The sequence below is a fragment of the Pseudomonas sp. NPDC087817 genome (genome assembly GCF_044742875.1).
In the GTDB taxonomy this organism is placed as follows: Bacteria; Pseudomonadota; Gammaproteobacteria; order Pseudomonadales; family Pseudomonadaceae; genus Aquipseudomonas.
Genome location: NZ_JBIUVJ010000040.1, coordinates 30,910 through 49,165, shown reverse-complemented (window position 1 = coordinate 49,165; position 18,256 = coordinate 30,910). Strand labels below are relative to the sequence as shown.

General features: G+C 60.5%; 21 protein-coding genes. 11 read left to right on the top strand and 10 right to left on the bottom strand.

The genetic code is table 11. From position 1 onward, the window contains the following. The 4 genes from ACIONG_RS21400 to sutA form a co-directional block, all read left to right on the top strand. On the top strand, positions 1-272 hold a 272-nt coding region (locus tag ACIONG_RS21400), incomplete at its 5' end, for a P-II family nitrogen regulator (protein ID WP_401302553.1). Positions 273-310: 38 nt separating this feature from the next. Further along, the gene (locus ACIONG_RS21395; RefSeq protein WP_201236321.1) at positions 311-1,648 is read left to right on the top strand and encodes an ammonium transporter; all 1,338 of its coding nucleotides are present in this window, start codon (positions 311-313) and stop codon (positions 1,646-1,648) included. A 216-nt stretch (positions 1,649-1,864) separates the two neighbouring features. Further along, the gene (locus tag ACIONG_RS21390; protein WP_102901435.1) at positions 1,865-2,290 is read left to right on the top strand and encodes a secondary thiamine-phosphate synthase enzyme YjbQ; all 426 of its coding nucleotides are present in this window, start codon (positions 1,865-1,867) and stop codon (positions 2,288-2,290) included. A gap of 102 nt (positions 2,291-2,392) precedes the next feature. Further along, the gene (sutA, locus tag ACIONG_RS21385) at positions 2,393-2,719 is read left to right on the top strand and encodes a transcriptional regulator SutA (protein WP_007920420.1); all 327 of its coding nucleotides are present in this window, start codon (positions 2,393-2,395) and stop codon (positions 2,717-2,719) included. A gap of 197 nt (positions 2,720-2,916) precedes the next feature. Here sutA and ACIONG_RS21380 read toward each other — a convergent pair whose 3' ends face one another. From ACIONG_RS21380 to ACIONG_RS21355, 6 genes are read right to left on the bottom strand one after another with little or no spacing between them, the layout of a single operon-like run. After that, entirely contained in the window at positions 2,917-3,621 is a 705-nt protein-coding gene (locus tag ACIONG_RS21380) for an HAD family hydrolase (RefSeq protein ID WP_401302550.1), read from the bottom strand. Further along, on the bottom strand, positions 3,618-4,517 hold the full coding sequence (xerC, locus tag ACIONG_RS21375) for a tyrosine recombinase XerC (protein WP_039757393.1): 900 nt from the start codon (positions 4,515-4,517) through the stop codon (positions 3,618-3,620). Before xerC ends, ACIONG_RS21380 begins: the two co-directional genes overlap by 4 nt. 2 nt (positions 4,518-4,519) lie before the next feature. After that, positions 4,520-5,245 (bottom strand): DUF484 family protein, encoded by a 726-nt coding sequence (locus tag ACIONG_RS21370; protein ID WP_103302558.1) that lies wholly within the window; start codon positions 5,243-5,245, stop codon positions 4,520-4,522. A 13-nt stretch (positions 5,246-5,258) separates the two neighbouring features. Continuing rightward, positions 5,259-6,089, bottom strand: a complete 831-nt coding sequence (dapF, locus tag ACIONG_RS21365) for a diaminopimelate epimerase (RefSeq protein WP_103302557.1) — start codon at positions 6,087-6,089, stop codon at positions 5,259-5,261. 3 nt (positions 6,090-6,092) lie between these two features. Continuing rightward, positions 6,093-7,340 (bottom strand): diaminopimelate decarboxylase, encoded by a 1,248-nt coding sequence (lysA, locus tag ACIONG_RS21360; protein ID WP_103302556.1) that lies wholly within the window; start codon positions 7,338-7,340, stop codon positions 6,093-6,095. Between the two features lie 9 nt (positions 7,341-7,349). Then, entirely contained in the window at positions 7,350-7,523 is a 174-nt protein-coding gene (locus ACIONG_RS21355; RefSeq protein ID WP_042561715.1) for a lipoprotein, read from the bottom strand. Between the two features lie 318 nt (positions 7,524-7,841). Between ACIONG_RS21355 and cyaY the strand changes: the two genes are divergently transcribed. The 3 genes from cyaY to rnk all read left to right on the top strand — a co-directional run bounded on the left by cyaY (position 7,842) and on the right by rnk (position 9,066). After that, complete coding sequence (gene cyaY, locus ACIONG_RS21350) at positions 7,842-8,174, top strand: iron donor protein CyaY (protein ID WP_008084571.1); 333 nt, start codon at positions 7,842-7,844, stop codon at positions 8,172-8,174. 4 nt (positions 8,175-8,178) lie between these two features. Further along, on the top strand, positions 8,179-8,397 hold the full coding sequence (locus tag ACIONG_RS21345; RefSeq protein ID WP_103302555.1) for a DUF1289 domain-containing protein: 219 nt from the start codon (positions 8,179-8,181) through the stop codon (positions 8,395-8,397). Positions 8,398-8,655: 258 nt separating this feature from the next. After that, positions 8,656-9,066 (top strand): nucleoside diphosphate kinase regulator, encoded by a 411-nt coding sequence (gene rnk / locus ACIONG_RS21340; protein ID WP_103302553.1) that lies wholly within the window; start codon positions 8,656-8,658, stop codon positions 9,064-9,066. A 6-nt stretch (positions 9,067-9,072) separates the two neighbouring features. Here rnk and ACIONG_RS21335 read toward each other — a convergent pair whose 3' ends face one another. The 3 genes from ACIONG_RS21335 to ACIONG_RS21325 all read right to left on the bottom strand — a co-directional run bounded on the left by ACIONG_RS21335 (position 9,073) and on the right by ACIONG_RS21325 (position 12,886). Beyond that, complete coding sequence (locus ACIONG_RS21335) at positions 9,073-11,916, bottom strand: class I adenylate cyclase (protein WP_401302546.1); 2,844 nt, start codon at positions 11,914-11,916, stop codon at positions 9,073-9,075. A gap of 183 nt (positions 11,917-12,099) precedes the next feature. Next, positions 12,100-12,345, bottom strand: coding sequence for a TIGR02647 family protein (locus tag ACIONG_RS21330; RefSeq protein ID WP_039757399.1), 246 nt, complete (start codon positions 12,343-12,345; stop codon positions 12,100-12,102). A 256-nt stretch (positions 12,346-12,601) separates the two neighbouring features. Further along, the gene (locus tag ACIONG_RS21325) at positions 12,602-12,886 is read right to left on the bottom strand and encodes a hypothetical protein (RefSeq protein WP_103302551.1); all 285 of its coding nucleotides are present in this window, start codon (positions 12,884-12,886) and stop codon (positions 12,602-12,604) included. 124 nt (positions 12,887-13,010) lie between these two features. On the opposite strand from ACIONG_RS21325, the gene ACIONG_RS21320 reads away from it, so the two are divergent. Further along, positions 13,011-13,670, top strand: a complete 660-nt coding sequence (locus ACIONG_RS21320; RefSeq protein WP_401302544.1) for a glutathione S-transferase family protein — start codon at positions 13,011-13,013, stop codon at positions 13,668-13,670. Positions 13,671-13,790: 120 nt separating this feature from the next. Here ACIONG_RS21320 and argH read toward each other — a convergent pair whose 3' ends face one another. Then, on the bottom strand, positions 13,791-15,185 hold the full coding sequence (argH, locus tag ACIONG_RS21315) for an argininosuccinate lyase (RefSeq protein ID WP_401302542.1): 1,395 nt from the start codon (positions 15,183-15,185) through the stop codon (positions 13,791-13,793). Positions 15,186-15,654: 469 nt separating this feature from the next. Here argH and ACIONG_RS21310 point away from each other — a divergent pair, with 469 nt between their 5' ends. The 3 genes from ACIONG_RS21310 to ACIONG_RS21300 all read left to right on the top strand — a co-directional run bounded on the left by ACIONG_RS21310 (position 15,655) and on the right by ACIONG_RS21300 (position 18,245). After that, positions 15,655-16,401 carry a LytTR family DNA-binding domain-containing protein gene (locus tag ACIONG_RS21310; RefSeq protein ID WP_103302550.1) on the top strand — a complete coding sequence of 249 codons (747 nt, stop codon included), beginning with the start codon at positions 15,655-15,657 and terminating at the stop codon, positions 16,399-16,401. Between the two features lie 138 nt (positions 16,402-16,539). After that, entirely contained in the window at positions 16,540-17,481 is a 942-nt protein-coding gene (hemC, locus tag ACIONG_RS21305; RefSeq protein WP_103302549.1) for a hydroxymethylbilane synthase, read from the top strand. Continuing rightward, entirely contained in the window at positions 17,478-18,245 is a 768-nt protein-coding gene (locus ACIONG_RS21300) for a uroporphyrinogen-III synthase (RefSeq protein WP_315445059.1), read from the top strand. Before hemC ends, ACIONG_RS21300 begins: the two co-directional genes overlap by 4 nt. Positions 18,246-18,256 lie beyond the last annotated feature (11 nt).

Below are 18,256 nucleotides of genomic sequence, written 5' to 3'. Positions count from 1 at the left end.
CCCAATCTCCCCCCCCGCCACACCGCGGGGGGCCCCCCGGCGCCCGGCCGAGGGGCCACCCCGTGCTTAACCGCGGCGCGGAATATGTGGTCGATTTTCTGCCCAAGGTGAAAATCGACGTGGCCATCGACGACAAGGATCTGGATCGGGTTATCGAGGCGATAACCAAGGCGGCCAACACCGGCAAGATCGGTGACGGCAAGATCTTCGTGGTCAATCTGGAACAGGCGATTCGCATCCGTACCGGCGAAACCGATACCGACGCGATTTAAACGCCGCCACAAACCCCAACGCCCCAGGAGAAAACAATATGACTCTGCGTAAATTCGCAGGGCTAGGAGCCCTGTTGTCCATCGTAATGCCAAGCCTTGCTATGGCGGCAGACGAAGTGGCGGCCCCGGTCCTCAATTCCGGCGACACTGCCTGGATGCTCACCTCGACAGCCCTCGTGCTGTTCATGACCATCCCGGGCCTGGCGCTGTTCTACGGCGGCATGGTTCGCTCGAAAAACATTCTTTCCGTGATGATGCAATGCTTCGCCATTACCGGTCTGATCAGTGTCCTGTGGGTCATTTACGGCTACAGCATCGCGTTCGACACCACCGGCATGGAGCAGGGCGTCGTCAACTTCAACTCCTTTGTCGGCGGCTTCGGCAAGGCGTTCCTCGCGGGTATCACGCCAGCCAGCCTGACCGGGCCTGCGGCGTTGTTTCCTGAGGCAGTGTTCGTCACCTTCCAGATGACCTTCGCGATCATCACCCCGGCGTTGATCGTTGGTGCATTCGCCGAGCGGATGAAGTTCTCCGCGATGCTGATCTTCATGGGCATCTGGTTCACCCTGGTTTACGCACCGATCGCGCACATGGTCTGGTCCGGCAACGGCGGCCTGCTGTGGGACTGGGGCGTGCTCGACTTCGCGGGCGGCACCGTGGTGCACATCAACGCCGGTGTTGCCGGTCTGATCTGCTGCCTGGTTCTGGGCAAGCGCAAAGGTTTCCCGACCACCCCGATGGCTCCGCACAATCTGGGTTACACCCTGATGGGCGCGGCGATGCTGTGGGTCGGCTGGTTCGGCTTCAACGCCGGTTCTGCTGCTGCGGCCAATGGCACTGCCGGCATGGCGATGCTGGTCACCCAGATTGCTACCGCTGCTGCTGCACTGGGCTGGATGTTTGCCGAGTGGATCACTCACGGTAAGCCAAGCGCACTGGGCATCGCCTCGGGTGTGGTTGCCGGCCTCGTAGCGATTACTCCGGCTGCCGGCACCGTGGGCCCGATGGGCGCACTGGTGATCGGTCTGGCGGCGGGCGTGGTGTGCTTCTTCTGCGCCACCACCCTCAAACGCAAACTCGGCTATGACGACTCCCTGGACGCGTTCGGCGTGCACGGCATCGGCGGTATCCTCGGCGCGATCCTCACCGGTGTGTTCGCCGCACCGTCGCTGGGTGGCTTCGGCACCGTCACCGACATCGCCGCACAAGTGTGGATTCAGTGCAAAGGCGTCGGCTTCACGGTTATCTACACCGCGATCGTCACCTTCATCATCCTCAAGGTTCTGGATGCTGTGATGGGTCTGCGTGTGACCGAGGAAGAAGAGTCGGTGGGCCTCGATCTGGCACAACACAACGAACGCGGCTACAACTTGTAAGTACGCGCATTGAAAAAATTTGCCCGGCTCGCCGGGCATTTTTTTGTCTGGAATTTGTCGATCACGATACAGCTGAAAGGATTTTTCGTACGCCTTTGGTCGTGTTTACGACGGGTGTTTTTCTGCGGGCAATGGCTTACATGATTGCAGGAATATTAGGGCCTTTGTTTTTTCCCAGAGCGCGCTAGAATGCGCCCCGAACGTGCGGAGAACTGTATGTGGCAACAGACTCTGATAACCCTGCGGGCACGGCCCCGGGGCTTTCATCTGGTAACGGACGAGTTGATCAAAGGCCTGCCTGAACTCAGGGAGTGCCGGGTCGGTCTGTTGCATTTGTGGCTGCAGCATACCTCGGCGTCGTTGACCATCAACGAGAACGCCGATCCGGCGGTCCGTCGCGACTTCGAACGATTTTTCAATCGTCTGATCCCACAAGGAACAGACGGCTATGAGCATAACGACGAAGGCCTGGACGACCTCCCGGCGCACTTCAAGGCCAGCGTGCTTGGCTGTCAGATCAGTCTGCCGGTTTCGGCAGGCCGTTTGGCACTGGGCACCTGGCAAGGCGTTTATCTGGGCGAGCACCGTGATCATGGCGGTGCTCGAAAAGTCCTCGCCACCTTGCACGGTGAAGGGGCATAAACCGTTGGTCACCAATGGTTACTGATTTTTTAACGGCGACTTTCGACAGTTGCCAAAGCTGGTCTATAACTAATCTGCTTTTCGCAAGTCATGAGGTAGAACATGAGCGACGATGATCTGGAAAACGACGACCTCGAAGTAGGCGACGAAGACGAGGCCGAGGAAGGCCTGGAAGCAGCAGCGGAAGACGTTGCTGACGACGATGGCGGTGACGATACGCCGGCGCCGGCTGCCAAAGGCAAAGCCAAGGCTGCGGTGTCGGTAGACGAGTTGCCGAGCATTGAAGCCAAGAACAAGGAACGCGACGCCCTGGCCAAGGCCATGGAAGAGTTCCTGTCGCGCGGCGGAAAAGTGCAGGAAGTGGAGGCCAACGTGGTCGCCGATCCGCCCAAGAAGCCGGACAACAAGTACGGCAGCCGCCCTATCTGAGGCCTGCCGCTTGCTTGCTGAAAAAGCCCGCCGTCGCTGCGGGCTTTTTCATGCCTGAAATAAACATTTGAAGGCGATGCAGACCCTGTGGGAGCTGGCTTGCCAGCGATGGCGGCCTGTCAGACAACATTGATGTTGAATGTGCTGGCCTCATCGCTGGCAAGCCAGCTCCCACAGGGGATGAGGTGAATTCAGGGTCAGTGCTGGGCATTCCAGCGGGCAAGCACCGCTGGCAAATCGGTCAGGCTGCGAACTTCTGCATCCGGCAGGCGATCCGCTTCCCAGACTTTTCCCGCCGGGTTAAACCAGATAGCCCGCAACCCGGCTTGCTGCGCCCCGGCGATGTCATCGCCCGGATGATCACCAATATGCACGGCTGTTTCAGCCGTGGCGCCACCGCGTTGCAAGGCTTCGTGGAACAACCGGGCATCCGGTTTGGCGATGCCGATGTCTTCCGCACACAGCGCAAACTTGAAGTAATCCGCCAGCCCCAGCCGACTTACATCGGCATTGCCATTGGTGACCACGCCAAGCGAGTAATGATTGGCGAGAATCTCCAGCACCGGCTCGACTTCAGGAAACACCTCAATCTGATGTCGCGCATGCAGAAACACTTCAAAACCCTTGTCTGCCAAGTCGTTGGCTTCGCCATGGGCGTATCCAGCGTCTTCCATCGCATGAAACAACACCCGCCGGCGTAACGCACTGATCCGATGCTTGAGACCTGGCTCGTTTGCCAATACACGCTCACGAATCGCCCATAGATGCTCCACCGGTACCGCGCCCAGGTTCGGTGCATGTTCGCTCAACCATTCGCGCAATACGGCTTCGGCGCTGACGATCACCGGGGCGGTGTCCCACAGGGTGTCGTCGAGGTCGAAAGTGATCAACTGGATGCTCATGAATCATCGCCTTTCATGCGTTTGGCCCGTGGGTGGGCACTGTCGTAGACCGCCGCCAGGTGCTGGAAGTCCAGGTGGGTGTAGATCTGCGTGGTCTTGATGTCCGAGTGTCCGAGCAGTTCCTGCACCGCGCGCAAGTCCTGCGAGGATTCCAGCAAGTGGCTGGCGAAGGAATGACGCAGCATGTGCGGGTGCAGGTTCTGCCCCAGTTCACGCTCGCCAGCCAGTTTCACTCGTACCTGAATGGCTCGCGGACCGAGGCGTCGGCCTTGCTGACTGACGAACACGGCATCGTCCGCCGGGTTGGTCATGGCTCGCAGCGGCAGCCACTGTTCCAGAGCTTCACGGGCCTTTTTGCCGACCGGCAACAGACGGGTTTTACTGCCCTTGCCGAGTACCTGAACCATGCCGTCGGCGAGGTCGAGTTGATCAAGATTGAGTCCGGTCAGTTCGGAAAGGCGCAGGCCGGAGGAATAGAACAACTCCAGAATCGCCTGATCGCGTCGCGCCAGAAAATCATCCTCGACCGCGCCCTCAAGCAGTTGCAGTGCACGGTCGGTGTCGAGTGTTTTTGGCAGGCGACGTTCGCCTTTCGGTGGCGCCAGACCGGTCGCCGGATCGTGGTCGCAGAGGCCTTCGCGATTCAGATAGTGATAGAGCCCGCGCACCGCCGAGAGCAGTCGCGCGAGGCTGCGCGAGGACTGGCCCTGCGCGTGCAGGCGGGCGATCAGACTGCGCAGGCGCTGAATATCCAGCGCGGCCCAGCTGCCGATGTTCTGCTTGATGCACCAGCCGAGGACTTTATCGAGGTCGCGGCGGTAGGCCGACAGCGTGTGCGGCGACACCTGCCGCTCACTGCGCAGGTGTTCGCAGTAAGCGTCCAGTTGTCGTTCCATGCTCAGCGTACCGAGCGCAGGGAGCTGTTGACCCGTGGCAGCACGCGGCCCATGACTTCGGCGATGTAGCTCAGGAACAGTGTGCCGACCGAGCTCTTGTAGTGCTGCGGATCACGGCTGGCAATCGCCAGAATCCCGTGGATGCCTTGATGACTGACCGCGACCACGGCGGTCGAACCGATCTGCTTGCGCTGTTCTTCGCCGAAGAGGAAATCCAGTTCATGTTCGCGCAGGTTGCCGCTGACGCTTTTGCCTTCGGTGAGCAAACCGCCGATGGCCGTTTGTGCGTCGGCGTGGGTCACCCAGCGACCGACCGGCGCCGGGTTGTCGCCGAGCAGAATCAGGCTGACGAAGGGCACCTGAAAGTCCTGACGCAGGCTGTCTTCGACACTGATGACCACGTCTTCCAGGCTGGCGGCGTCCATCAGCGAGAGGATCAGGCGGCGGGTCTTGTCGAACAGGCGATCGTTGTCACGGGCGACATCCATCAGATGCGAGAGGCGGTGACGCATCTCGACATTGCGGTCGCGCAGGATGGTCATTTGCCGTTCGACCAGCGATACGGTGTCGCCGCGCTGATGCGGAATACGCAAGGCCGGGAGCAATTCTTCATGTTCGACGAAGAAGTCCGGATGAGCCTCCAGGTACGCGGCAACCGCTGCCGCCTCCAGGCTCTCGGACGCTGATTCGTCGGACTGTCGGGCGGGTACCTGAGGCTTATCGGTCATGGCTTCTGCTCACTCAAAGACGCACTTGTCCTTCGTATACACGCACTGCCGGACCGGTCATCAGCACCGGTTGGCCAGGGCCTGCCCATTCAATGGACAGACGCCCGCCGGGCAAGTCGATCAACAGCGGCGAATCCATCCACCCCTGACTGATTGCTGCGACAGCCGCCGCACAGGCGCCGGTACCGCAGGCCTGGGTTTCCCCGGCGCCGCGCTCCCAGACGCGCAATTGCGCGCGGTTGCGGTCGATGACCTGGAGAAAACCGACATTGACCCGTGCCGGGAAGCGCGGGTGGTGTTCGATCTTCGGTCCCAGCTCATGCACCGGAGCACTGTTGATGTCCTGCACGCGCAACACCGCGTGTGGATTGCCCATCGACACCGCCGCCAGTTCGACCGTGGTGCCGTCGACTTCCAACTGATAGCTTGCGGCCTGCGCCGGTGCTTCGAACGGAATGTCCGCCGGCACCAGGCGCGGGGCGCCCATGTTCACGCCGATCTGGCCGTCGTTACGCACGTCCAGCTCGATGATGCCGCCCTTGGTCTCGACGCGGATCTGGCGCTTGGCGGTCAGACGCTTGTCGAGCACGAAACGTGCGAAGCAGCGCGCACCGTTGCCGCACTGTTCCACTTCGGAACCGTCGGAGTTGAAGATCCGATAACGGAAATCCACGTCCGGGTTGCTCGGCGCCTCGACGATCAGCAACTGGTCGAAGCCGATACCGGTGTGCCGGTCGCCCCATTGCTTGGCGTGCTTTGGCTGAATATGCGCGTGCTGGCTGACCAGGTCGAGAACCATGAAGTCATTGCCCAGGCCGTGCATTTTGGTAAAACGCAGCAGCATGGGTTACTCCGGCAGCAGGCTTTCGCCGGCAAACAGCTCGGCCACGGTTTCGCGGCGGCGCACTTCAAATACCTGATCACCGTCTACCAACACTTCAGCGGCACGGCCACGGGTGTTGTAGTTGGAACTCATCACGAAGCCGTAGGCACCGGCCGAATGAACCGCCAGCAAGTCGCCTTCTTCCAGTGCCAGCTCGCGGTCCTTGGCGAGGAAGTCGCCGGTCTCGCAGATCGGGCCGACCACGTCGTACTTGCGCGCAGCAGTGTCACGCGGTTTGACCGCAGTGACATCCATCCAGGCCTGATACAGCGCCGGGCGGATCAGGTCGTTCATCGCCGCGTCGACGATGGCGAAGTCTTTGTGCTCGGTGTGCTTGAGGTACTCGACCTGCGTCAGCAGTACGCCGGCATTGGCGACGATGAAACGGCCCGGCTCGAACACCAGCGCCAGATCACGACCGTGCAGACGCTCACGCACGGCTTTGATGTAGTCGGCAGCCAATGGCGGCTCTTCATCGCGATAACGCACACCCAAGCCGCCACCGAGATCGATGTGGCGCAGATGAATGCCGCAATCGCCGAGACGGTCGACCAGATCGAGCAAGCGATCAAGGGCATCGAGGAACGGCGGCAGGGTGGTCAGTTGCGAACCGATGTGGCAGTCGACACCGACCACTTCCAGGTTCGGCAGATGCGCGGCGCGCACGTACACATCTTCGGCGTCGGCAATGGCGATGCCGAACTTGTTCTCTTTGAGACCGGTGGAAATGTACGGGTGGGTGCCAGCATCGACATCCGGGTTCACACGCAGCGAAACCGGTGCGCGAACGCCCAGTTCGGCGGCAACCACTTGCAGACGCTCGAGCTCGTCGGTGGATTCGACGTTGAAGCAGTGCACGCCGACTTCCAGCGCACGACGCATGTCGTCTCGGGTCTTGCCGACACCGGAAAACACGATCTTGTCAGGGCTGCCGCCAGCGGCGAGTACGCGCTCCAGCTCGCCACGGGAAACGATGTCGAAACCGGCGCCGAGACGGGCCAGGACATTCAGTACACCGAGGTTGGAGTTGGCTTTGACCGCATAGCACACCAGATGCGGCATGCCGGCCAGCGCATCGGCGTAGGCCAGATACTGGGCTTCGATGTGTGCGCGCGAGTAAACATAGGTGGGCGTGCCGAAACGGTCGGCGATGGCGGACAGCGCCACACCTTCCGCGAACAGCTCCCCGCCACGGTAGTTAAAAGCGTCCATGGCGATCCCTTAGTAAACGTCGTGCTTGTGTGCCTTGGAGGCAGGCTGCTTTTGCGAAGACTGGGCTTGCTCGGCCGGGTCCTGATCGTCATCGGGCAGGTACAGCGGGCCTTTTTGACCGCAGGCCGAAACGAGGCAGGCAACCGCGACGAGCGCAGCAAGGGAAGAGATCAGGCGCTTCATGGCGAAATCCTTGAAAATGCGTTAATTGCGCCGGAGTATACCGGCCACCCGGCGGCTTGCCTATGTGATGGCCCACCCGTCCGGCGGGGCTCGTCCGCCAGTACGTAGAACCCTGTGGGAGCGGGCTTGCCCGCGATTGCGGTGGTTCAGTCGACATTGATGTTGAATTTGCCGGCCTCATCGCGGGCAAGCCCGCTCCCACAGGTACGGTGTTTACAGTGCCATAGAGGTGCTTGGTCGTTAATCTTTGCAATCGGCCAGCGGCGTCCGTATCTTTCGGCGCTTGAGCCTGATCAGACATTTTTTGAGGTTGCCGCAATGAGTTTGTCCGAAGCCCGTTTCCACGATCTGGTCGATGAAACCCAGGAAAAACTGGAAGACATCTTTGACGAAAGCGACCTGGATATCGACATGGAGAACTCGGCCGGTGTGCTCACCGTCAAGTTCGAAAACGGCTCGCAGCTGATCTTCAGCCGTCAGGAGCCACTGCGTCAGCTGTGGCTGGCGGCGGTGTCCGGTGGTTTCCACTTCGACTACGACGAAGAGAGCGAACGCTGGATGTGCGACAAGAGCGAAGAGCAGCTAGGCGAAATGCTCGAGCGCATCGTCAAGCAGCAGGCCGGCGCTGATTTCGATTTCGAAGGTCTGTGATTCCGTGACTGACACCGCTCCTGTTCGTCCGCCCAAGCCGCTTTACAGCAACGTCAGCCCGGCCGTTCCTTCGCCGTGCAGCGGCGTGTGCCGACTGGATGAACAGAAGGTTTGCCTCGGTTGTTTCCGGCATGTTGAGGACATTCGCGAATGGCGCTCGGCAGACGACGAGCGGCGGCGGATCATCTGTCAGCAGGCTGCCGCACGAAAATCCCTGACTTGACTTGACCCTGTGGTGAGGGGATTTATCTCCGACAGACTGCGCAGCAGTCTCAAAAGCTTGGGGCCGCTGCGCGACCCATCGGGGATACATCCCCTCCTCACAGGGGGTTCTTGCCAGATCAAAAGTGGGTGGCTTGTATATTTTTTGAGCTGTGATAGTGTCCGAACACGCCTCAACCCACCGAGGCTCGGTGAAAACCCCGTCTTTTTTGGCGGGGTTTTGCTTTTTTTGTGCAGAAGAAAGGAGTCTGCCCGGATCATGACCGCACCTTCCATCACCCTTACCCGTCTGGACGTACAACGTCTGGAGCGCCTGATCGACAGCCTGGATGACTCGCTGCCGGGCGTGATTGCGCTGCAAACCGAACTGGACCGCGCCGATACAGTGGTCGGTCACGATGAAGTCCCCGCCGATGTCGTGACGATGAATTCCCGCGTGCATTGCCGCGAAGAAGGCAGTGGCAAGGATTACCACCTGACGCTGGTCTATCCCAAGGATGCCAACGCCGATGAAGGCAAGATCTCCATTCTGGCGCCGGTCGGCAGCGCGCTGCTGGGCCTGAAGGTCGGTCAACACATCGACTGGCCGGCTCCCGGTGGCAAGACCCTGAAGCTGACCTTGCTGGAAGTTGAATCGCAACCGGCCAACGGTGGTGATTTTCGCGAGTGACCCGCCTCAGACCTGTTCGAGCGCCTCGTTCAGGGCGCGCTCCAGGTCGGCCTTGTAGCGCAGATACAGATTGCTTGAACTTTGCCCGTCACCGAGCAGGCCCGAAAGGTCCAGATCGGTGATGTAGCACCGATAGCGCTCGGTCTCGCGGCGCTGCTCGACGATCTCCCGTGCGACCACGCTGAACAGCTGGTCGCCATGTTCCAGCTCGCTGAATTCCCGTTGATTGCAATACAGAGTGACCTGCACTTCCCCCGGTGCGGCTTTGCCGACGATCGCCTGCACGTCGTAGAACGGTTTGTTCACTGGCGTCTGCGGCGCCGGCCGCGCTTCGACCCGTCGCGCCCGTCCCGGCCCCGAAGGTAATAACTGGTAATACAAAGTCTCAAGGCTTGCCGAAGGCGCGGCGTCCATCGGCAGCGACGCTTCGCGTCGATACTGGATCGATTGCAGGAAACGCTGCATGGGCACCAGCAGACTTTGCTCATCGTGATACGGCAAATGCTGCTGCCACAGCGCGTTGAATTCATCCAGCACGTACAGCTCGGCTTGCTGTTCGGTGATCCTGTAGAACACCTGAATGCTTTCCGGCTGGCCCATTGGCAGGATCAGCGCGAGGTCGTGATCCTCCAGCGCCATCGGGTCCAGGTGCAGTGGGCTGTAGCGCGGCTGTTCTTCGCCGAGGTAATCGAGCAATGCCGGCAGTGTCGCGAGGGCGACGTGGTTGATTTGCCCCGGCACCAGTTCCAGAACGTGGTAGTGCTGCTGCACCTGAATCAGGTAGCGGTGATTCAATTCGCTGAGCAGCAGGTTCTGCGCGGTATCGACAATTTCTTCCACGCGACGGGCGATGAACTGCGCACGGTTATGGCAGAAGCAGCGCACCTTCAACGACGGTTGCAACGGCCCGCGCGGCAGATTGTTGAGGTAGTCACGCAGGCAGTCGAGCAGGGCGTGGGGGCCGTCGAAGCGGTTGACCAGCACTTCGTTCCAGCTGTTGAGCGTGACCTGATCGAGGGTCAGCACGAGGTTTTCGCGCACCCCGGCGTAACTCAGCGAATCGGTGCGCTCGGTGGTCATCAGAATATTGAGGTCGCGGTGATGCTTGAGCGGATCGACGCCGACGTTGACCAGCATCAGCACTTCGCTCGGCACGGCTGCGCGCAACAGCGGTTCTTCAGCCACGGTGGGCAAGGGCAGGGCGATGCACTGTTGCAGGCTGCCGAGCAGATTGAACAGTTCGAACTCGCTCAGGTCGCTGGTGCCGGGGTGCAGGGCCAAGCGGGTGCTGCTGTCGATCACGCCGTTGCGATGGCACCAGGTCAGCAGTTCGAGCAACTCGCGGCTGCGCTTGATCGGCGCAAAGTGTTCCCATTCCAGCGCCGTGAGGCTGCCGTTGTACAAGCCCCACTGGGTTTGCCCGGGTTCCTTCTTGTTGCGCGACTGCACCAGGGTCAGGGTGTCTTCAGCCAGATCGGGGGCGATGCCTGGGTTGATGAACTCGACCTTGTCGGCCTTGCGCTCGAACGCGGCATAAAGCCTGCGACCGAGCACATTGAGATCGCGCTTGTTGATCAGGCTGACGGTTTGTTCGGTGCGGGCGAACTGGGTCAGGAAGCGATAGCTGTAATTGAGCTCGTTCACCAGAGCACGACGTTCGGCGCTGACCTGACGGACTTTCCACTGGCTGCGACTGTCGAGCAGCGCCAGTTGTCGCTGATCCCAATGCCATTCGTTGGCCAACCGTTCCAGCAGCGAACGTTGCCAACCCTGGCTGCGACTGCTGCCGGTGAGCTTGCGATTGACCTTCAGGTACAGCGCGCGGCGCACCAGCTCCAGACGCTCCGGCTCGTTGCGCGCGATGAGGTATTCCTCGATGCGCCGGTACACGACCATGTAGGGGTCGAGCTCATCAAGATCGAGCTGATTGGCAAACACGGCTTTTTTGAAGCGCAGGCTCAGACACTGCACCTTTGGGTGTTCGCTGGCGTAAACCTCGGTCAGCAGCAGTTTGAGCACTGACTTGTACGGCGACTCGATGCCCTTGAACAGCTGCCACAGTCCGGCACCGATGAATTCTCCCGGCGGAATCGTCGCCAGATGGCCGAGATCCAGGGTTTCGTCGGCGCGGATGAAGCGCTTCGACAGCAGCGTGTGGGTGTAAAGGTCGTAGGCGTTTTCTTCGTAGACCGGCACCAGCCACCAGATCGGTGTGCGCCCGGCCAGCCAGATTGCGGTGCGGTAGAACTCGTCCAGCAGTAGAAAGTGCTGAGTGGTACCGCAGTTTTCCGAGCTGAGTTGGGTGTCGCGTTCGCCTTTGACGAAGCGCACCGGGTCGATCAGAAAGAAATGCGCCTCGGCGCCCTGACTCGCGGCCCAGGTTTCCAGTAGCTGGCATTTCTTGCTCAGCTCGGCCAGTTCGCTTTCAGTCAGGTCCGGCGCATGACAGACCCACACGTCCATGTCGCTCTGATCGGCCTGGGCCAGGGTGCCGAGGCTGCCCATCAGGAACAGCCCGTGAATCGGTCGCGGCGGATTGCTGCCGTGGCGCGGCTTGTAGGAAAAGGAACGGGTCAGGCGCTGGGCTTCAGCGAGGGTGCTGGCATCCGGCTCGTAATTCGACAGGCCGGCCGGCGTGCTGCCCGAGACATAGCCTGGCAGCAGCGGATGATTGACGTGGAAGAACAGCGGCAGCAGCGTCAAAACGCCTTGCTGGCGTGTCGACAGCCCCTCCATTGCACGGCCCAGGCGACCTTCGTTGAGTTTGAGAAAACGTGCGCGCAACTGGCTGAGGACCTTGCGGTCGATTCCCTCGTCCAGATCGGGGCGGATTTCATGGGTGCGCGTCATGTCAGCTCAAACCGGCTCGCAGGCTCGGACGTAGAGGGTCTCGGAATGTGGGAGAGTTTAGCCTTTGCGCAATGGGACTTTTAAGCTGAATTTGTTTTTTGACGTCAGATTTTTATCGTGGGGTGACTTGGTGGGCCCGCGGAAATCCCGTGGCAGGAGTTCCCGTGGGCAAAGTCAGGGGGATCAGGCGGTTTCTTGCTCTCTCAGAATGGTCAGCACGGTTTGCACATTTTGCGCGGCGTCACGGCCCAGGCTGGTCAGATAACCGCCATCGGGCTGGTCGGTGAGTTCTTTTTCAAAGAGGCGTTGGGCAGCAGCGATGTGCTTCGGGGCAGCGGTCTGATGAATTTTCAAACCTTCCTGGGAACTGTCCAGGTTGAAGAGTGCGAGGACTTCCAGTTCGGCAACCAGCTCAGGGGTAAGCGACATAAGGACTCCAGACTTTCTAGGAATTGGACGACAGCGTCCCTAAGGTGAACCCGCTTTTGCGGCGTGTCCAGTGCTCAGATCAGGGATTTTGTCTTGAGGCGGATTCCAGTGTAGTCGGGGTCAGTGAGATGGCTGGCCGGATACGTAACAAACCTTGTGGGAGCGAGCCTGCTCGCGAATACGGTGTGTCATTGAGCGTGTTTTTGCTGATGCACCGCATTCGCGAGCAGGCTCGCTCCCACAGGGGATTGTGTTGTTACTGCTTTTCGGGCGGCAGCTCTGGCAGTGCGCGCAGTGCCGCTTCGTACCATTCGGTGTTGAATGGGCGGTCTTCATCAAGCATCGCGTCAATCTCGTAGGCCAGTACGTGAGCCATCAGATTGAGGATCTCTTCGCGCTCGACACCGACCAGAGTCAGCTTGTTTAGCGTGGCTTTGGCTGCCGGTGGGTTGTCGCTTTCGATCTGATTCTCGATCGCTTCGATCAGCGTGCTCTCGGTGAACTCTTCTTCGTCGTTGTCGATGTCTGTCGGCTCGCTCATGGCAGGCTCCTCAAGGAAAGGCGCCAGTTTACCCGCATTCAGCGCCATGATGCTGCTGGCAGGAATCGCCCGGGCGATCTATAAACAGACACCGCCCACCCCGCACGGCCTTGGAGGCAATGTGATGCTCAAACTCTACGGATTCTCTGTCAGCAACTACTACAACATGGTCAAACTGGCGCTGCTGGAAAAGGGCCTGCCGTTCGAAGAAGTCACGTTCTACCCGACGCCGACCCCGGAATCCCTGGCCATCAGCCCGCGTGGCAAGGTGCCGGTACTGGGCGTGGACGCGGGGTTCATCAACGAAACCGCGATCATCCTCGAATACCTCGAACAGACCCAGAAAGGCACACCGCTGCTGCCGAGCGATCCGTTTGCGCGTGCGCAGGTGCTGGCGATTGCCAAGGAAATCGAGCTGTACATCGAACTGCCGGGCCGTGCCTGTTATGGCGAAGCGTTTTTCGGCACAACGCTGCCGGAGGCGATCAAGGAAAAGACCAAGGCCGAGCTGCTGCTGGGTTTTGCCGCACTGGGCCGTCACGGAAAATTCGCCCCGTATGTGGCGGGCGACAGTCTGAGTATTGCTGACTTGTACTTCCTCTACAGCGTGCCGTTGGCGTGCGCGGTCGGGAAGAAGTTGTTCGATCTGGATTTGCTGGCAGATATGCCGAAGGCGAAAGCGCTGCTGGAGCGGCTTGAGCAGAATCCGCATGTGCAGAAAATCGCTGCGGATAAAGAGGTGGCGATGCCGACGTTTTTGGCGATGATCGCTGCCAAAAAGTGAGTTTTCCAGCGTTCTGAAGTCAGTCATCGCTGGCAAGCCAGCTCCCACAGGTCTTTGGGTCAAACGCAAAATTGTGTTCCAGTAAAGACCCCTGTGGGAGCTGGCTTGCCAGCGATGCTTTTAGCGACTGGCGATCAGCGCCTGACCCCGAACCACGGCTGCCTTGACCTGCGCCGGCGCAGTGCCGCCGATATGGTCACGGGCATTCACCGAGCCTTCCAGGGTCAGCACGGCAAACACGTCCTGTTCGATCTGGTCGCTGAACTGACGCAATTCTTCCAGGCTCATCTCGGCCAGATCCTTGCCAGTGTCGACGCCGTACTTCACCGCGTGGCCAACGATTTCGTGACAGTCACGGAACGGCAGGCCGCGACGTACCAGGTAGTCCGCCAGGTCGGTCGCAGTAGAGAAACCGCGCAGTGCTGCTTCGCGCATGATTGCGTGTTTCGGCTTGATCGCCGGGATCATGTCAGCGAACGCACGCAGCGAATCGCGCAGGGTGTCGGCGGCGTCGAACAGCGGTTCCTTGTCTTCCTGGTTGTCCTTGTTGTAGGCCAGTGGCTGGCCTTTCATCAGGGTCAGCAGGCCCATGAGTGCACCGAACACACGGCCAGTCTTGCCACGCACCAGCTCTGGCACGTCCGGGTTTTTCTTTTGCGGCATGATCGAGCTGCCGGTGCAGAAGCGATCAGGCAGATCGATGAACTGGAACTGCGCGCTGGTCCACAGCACCAGCTCTTCGGAGAAGCGCGACAGGTGCATCATCGCGATGCTCGCAGCCGAGCAGAATTCGATGGCGAAGTCGCGATCGGACACGTTGTCCAGCGAGTTGCCGCCGACGGCGTCGAAGCCCAGCAGCTGTGCGGTGTATTCACGGTCGATCGGGTAAGTGGTGCCGGCCAGCGCGGCGCTGCCCAGCGGCATGCGGTTGGTGCGCTTGCGGCAGTCGACCAGACGCTCGTAGTCGCGGCTGAGCATTTCGAACCAGGCCAGCATGTGGTGCCCGAAGGTCACGGGTTGTGCGGTCTGCAAGTGGGTGAAGCCCGGCATGATGCTCGCGGCTTCGCGCTCGGCCTGCTCCAGCAGGCCTTTTTGCAGACGGGTGATTTCGGCGAGGATCAGATCGATTTCGTCACGCAGCCACAGGCGGATGTCGGTAGCGACCTGGTCGTTGCGGCTACGCCCGGTGTGGAGTTTCTTGCCGGTGACGCCGATGCGGTCGGTCAGGCGTGCTTCGATGTTCATGTGCACGTCTTCGAGGTCGATGCGCCAGTCGAACTGGCCAGCCTCGATTTCACCCTGAATGGTGTTCAGGCCGTCGATGATGCTGTCGCGCTCGGCATCGGTCAGCACGCCGACCTTGGCCAGCATGGTGGCGTGGGCGATCGAGCCCATGATGTCGTGGCGATACAGGCGCTGGTCGAAAGTGACGGAGGCGGTGATGGGGGCTAGGAAGGCGTCGACGGGTTCACTGAAGCGGCCGCCCCAGGACTGATTGGTCTTGTCAGTGCTCATGAATTCGCTCGTATCGGCTTGAAGAAAGAAGGCGTGAAACGCTGGCGCGGATAATAACAGGGTTGCCAATCCTGTCGCTGACACCGGTCGATACGTTTTTTTCTCATCGTGTCCTTCATAGTCAGCGTGTTCCCCGGGAATTTGCGTAAGGATATTTTTCGATTGAGCAATATCGGCCCGACGAACGTCTACAGTTGGACATAAGGGTCGGTGCAAGTCGGATCGCGCAAAGGTCTGGCTGCCGACTATAAGAAGAGGGGGTGGGTGTATTGTCCTTGGGCAAACCCCGCGCAAAGCGCAGGAAACAGCGGGCTTCGAGCAGTACGACCCGGACACTGGCAAATATTGCTGGCCGACGTACGGCACTTTTTGGCGCTCGGGCTAGTCTTAGCGTGGATCGCGGTGACGGACGTCACTTCACCTGTCTACGCTATCCTTGTGCGAGACTCACGCAGGAATCCAGCGCAATATGAATGTCCTGATCGTTGATGACGAACCACTGGCTCGCGAGCGCCTTAGCCGAATGGTGAGCGAGCTCGAGGGTTACACAGTCCTGGAGCCCAGCGCCACGAATGGCGAAGAGGCGTTGGCGCTGATCGACAGCCACAAGCCGGATATCGTGCTGCTCGATATCCGCATGCCGGGCCTGGATGGCCTGCAGGTCGCTGCCCGTCTGTGCGAGCGTGAAACGCCGCCTGCCGTGGTGTTTTGCACCAGTCCCGATGAATTTGCCGTGGAAGCCCTGCAGGCCAGCGCCGTGGGCTATGTGGTGAAACCCGTGCGAACCGAACATCTGCATGACGCCTTGAGAAAGGCTGAACGTCCCAATCGGGCGCAACTCTCGGCCCTGACCCGTCCCGCCGCTGAAAGCGGCAATGGCCCGCGCAGTCACATCAGTGCGCGTACCCGCAAAGGCATTGAACTGATCCCGCTGGATCAGGTGGTCTATTTCATTGCCGACCACAAGTACGTGACCTTGCGCCATGAAGCCGGCGAAGTGCTGCTGGACGAGCCGCTCAAGGCCCTCGAAGACGAATTCGGCGAGCGCTTTGTGCGCATCCACCGCAATGCGCTGGTCGCCCGTGACCGCATCGAACGTCTGCAACGTACGCCGCTGGGGCATTTCCAGTTGTTCCTCAAAGGCCTTAATGGTGATGCGCTGATCGTCAGCCGTCGGCATGTGGCGGGTGTGCGCAAGATGATGCAGGGCCTGTAACCCGGTCTTCCCGGGCGATTCTTCAGTCTATTCACCAGGCATCGCAGGCCAGGGAGGCCGCGCCGTTTCTGATTCAAGTCAAAGTGGATTTGGCTGAGCTGTTATTATCCGCCGTATCTATTCAGTACGGATTGATCCATGTCCTCTCGCGAAATCCGCATCGCCACCCGTAAAAGTGCGCTGGCCCTCTGGCAGGCCGAATACGTCAAAGCCCGTCTGGAAGCGGCCCATCCGGGCTTGCTGGTGACGCTGGTGCCCATGGTCAGTCGCGGCGACAAGTTGCTCGATTCGCCACTGTCGAAAATCGGCGGCAAGGGACTGTTCGTCAAGGAACTGGAAACCGCGCTGCTGGAAAATGAAGCCGACATTGCCGTTCACTCGATGAAAGACGTGCCGATGGACTTCCCTGAAGGCCTCGGTCTGTTCTGCATCTGCGAGCGCGAAGACCCGCGTGATGCCTTCGTTTCAAATACCTATGCAAGCCTTGAAGCGTTGCCGGCCGGCAGCATCGTTGGCACCTCCAGCCTGCGTCGTCAGGCACAGTTGCTGACCCGTCGGCCGGACCTCGAAATCCGTTTCCTGCGCGGCAACGTCAATACCCGTCTGGCCAAGCTGGATGCCGGTGAGTACGACGCGATCATCCTCGCGGCGGCCGGCCTGATCCGTCTCGGATTCGAAGACCGCATCACCTCGGCCATCAGCGTCGATGACAGTCTGCCGGCCGGTGGCCAGGGCGCAGTCGGCATCGAATGCCGCAGTGCCGACACTGAAATTCACGCCTTGCTGGCGCCGCTGCATCACGCCGATACCTCTTCGCGGGTGACCGCTGAACGTGCGCTCAACAAGCATTTGAATGGTGGCTGCCAAGTGCCGATCGCCTGCTACGCGGTGCTCGAAGGCGAGCAATTGTGGTTGCGCGGTCTGGTCGGCGAGCCGAGTGGCGGTCGTTTGATCAGCGCCGAAGCCCGCGCGCCACGCGCCGATGCCGAAGCGCTGGGTGTGAAGGTTGCCGAAGACTTGCTCGGTCAGGGCGCCGAAGAAATTCTCAAGGCAGTCTATGGCGAGGCAGGTCACGAGTGATCGGTTGGCGCCTGCTGTTGACGCGCCCTGCGGATGACTGTGCGGCGCTTGCCGCGACGTTGGCTGCCGAGGGGATTTTCAGCAGTTGCCTGCCGCTTTTGGAAATCGCGCCGCTGCCGGTCTCTGACAAAATATGTCAGGCGATCGCGCGCTTGCCGAGTTGTAGCGCGGTGATTGTGGTCAGCAAGCCGGCGGCACGCATTGCGGTGGAACTGCTCGACGCTCAAGGGTTGCAGTCGCTGGCGATGCCGTGGTTCAGCGTCGGCGCGGCGACGGCGCAGATTCTTCAGGATCGTGGCCTCGACGCACATTTCCCGGACGGCGGTGATGACAGCGAGGCTTTGCTGCAATTACCGAGTCTGCGCGAGGCTGTCACTCAGCCCGGTTCGCAGGTGTTGATCCTGCGCGGGGTGGGCGGCCGCGAGTTGCTCGCCGAGCGCCTGCGCGAGCTTGGTGCTAGTGTCGAGTATCTGGAATTGTATCGACGTGACTTGCCAGCCTACGCGCCGCAAGCACTGCCACGACGGATCGAAGCGGAACGCTTGAACGGGCTGGTGGTCAGCAGTGGACAGGGTTTCGAGCACTTGCGTCAGTTGGCCGGCGATGCCTGGCCGACGATTGCGCGGTTGCCGTTGTTTGTTCCAAGCCCAAGAGTTGCCGAGCTGGCACATGCCGCCGGGGCTCAAACAGTTGTGGATTGCCGCGGCGCGAGTGCCGCGGCTTTGCTGACGGCGTTACGGGAGCATCCCGTGCCCGTTCTCTAATGCAAAGGATG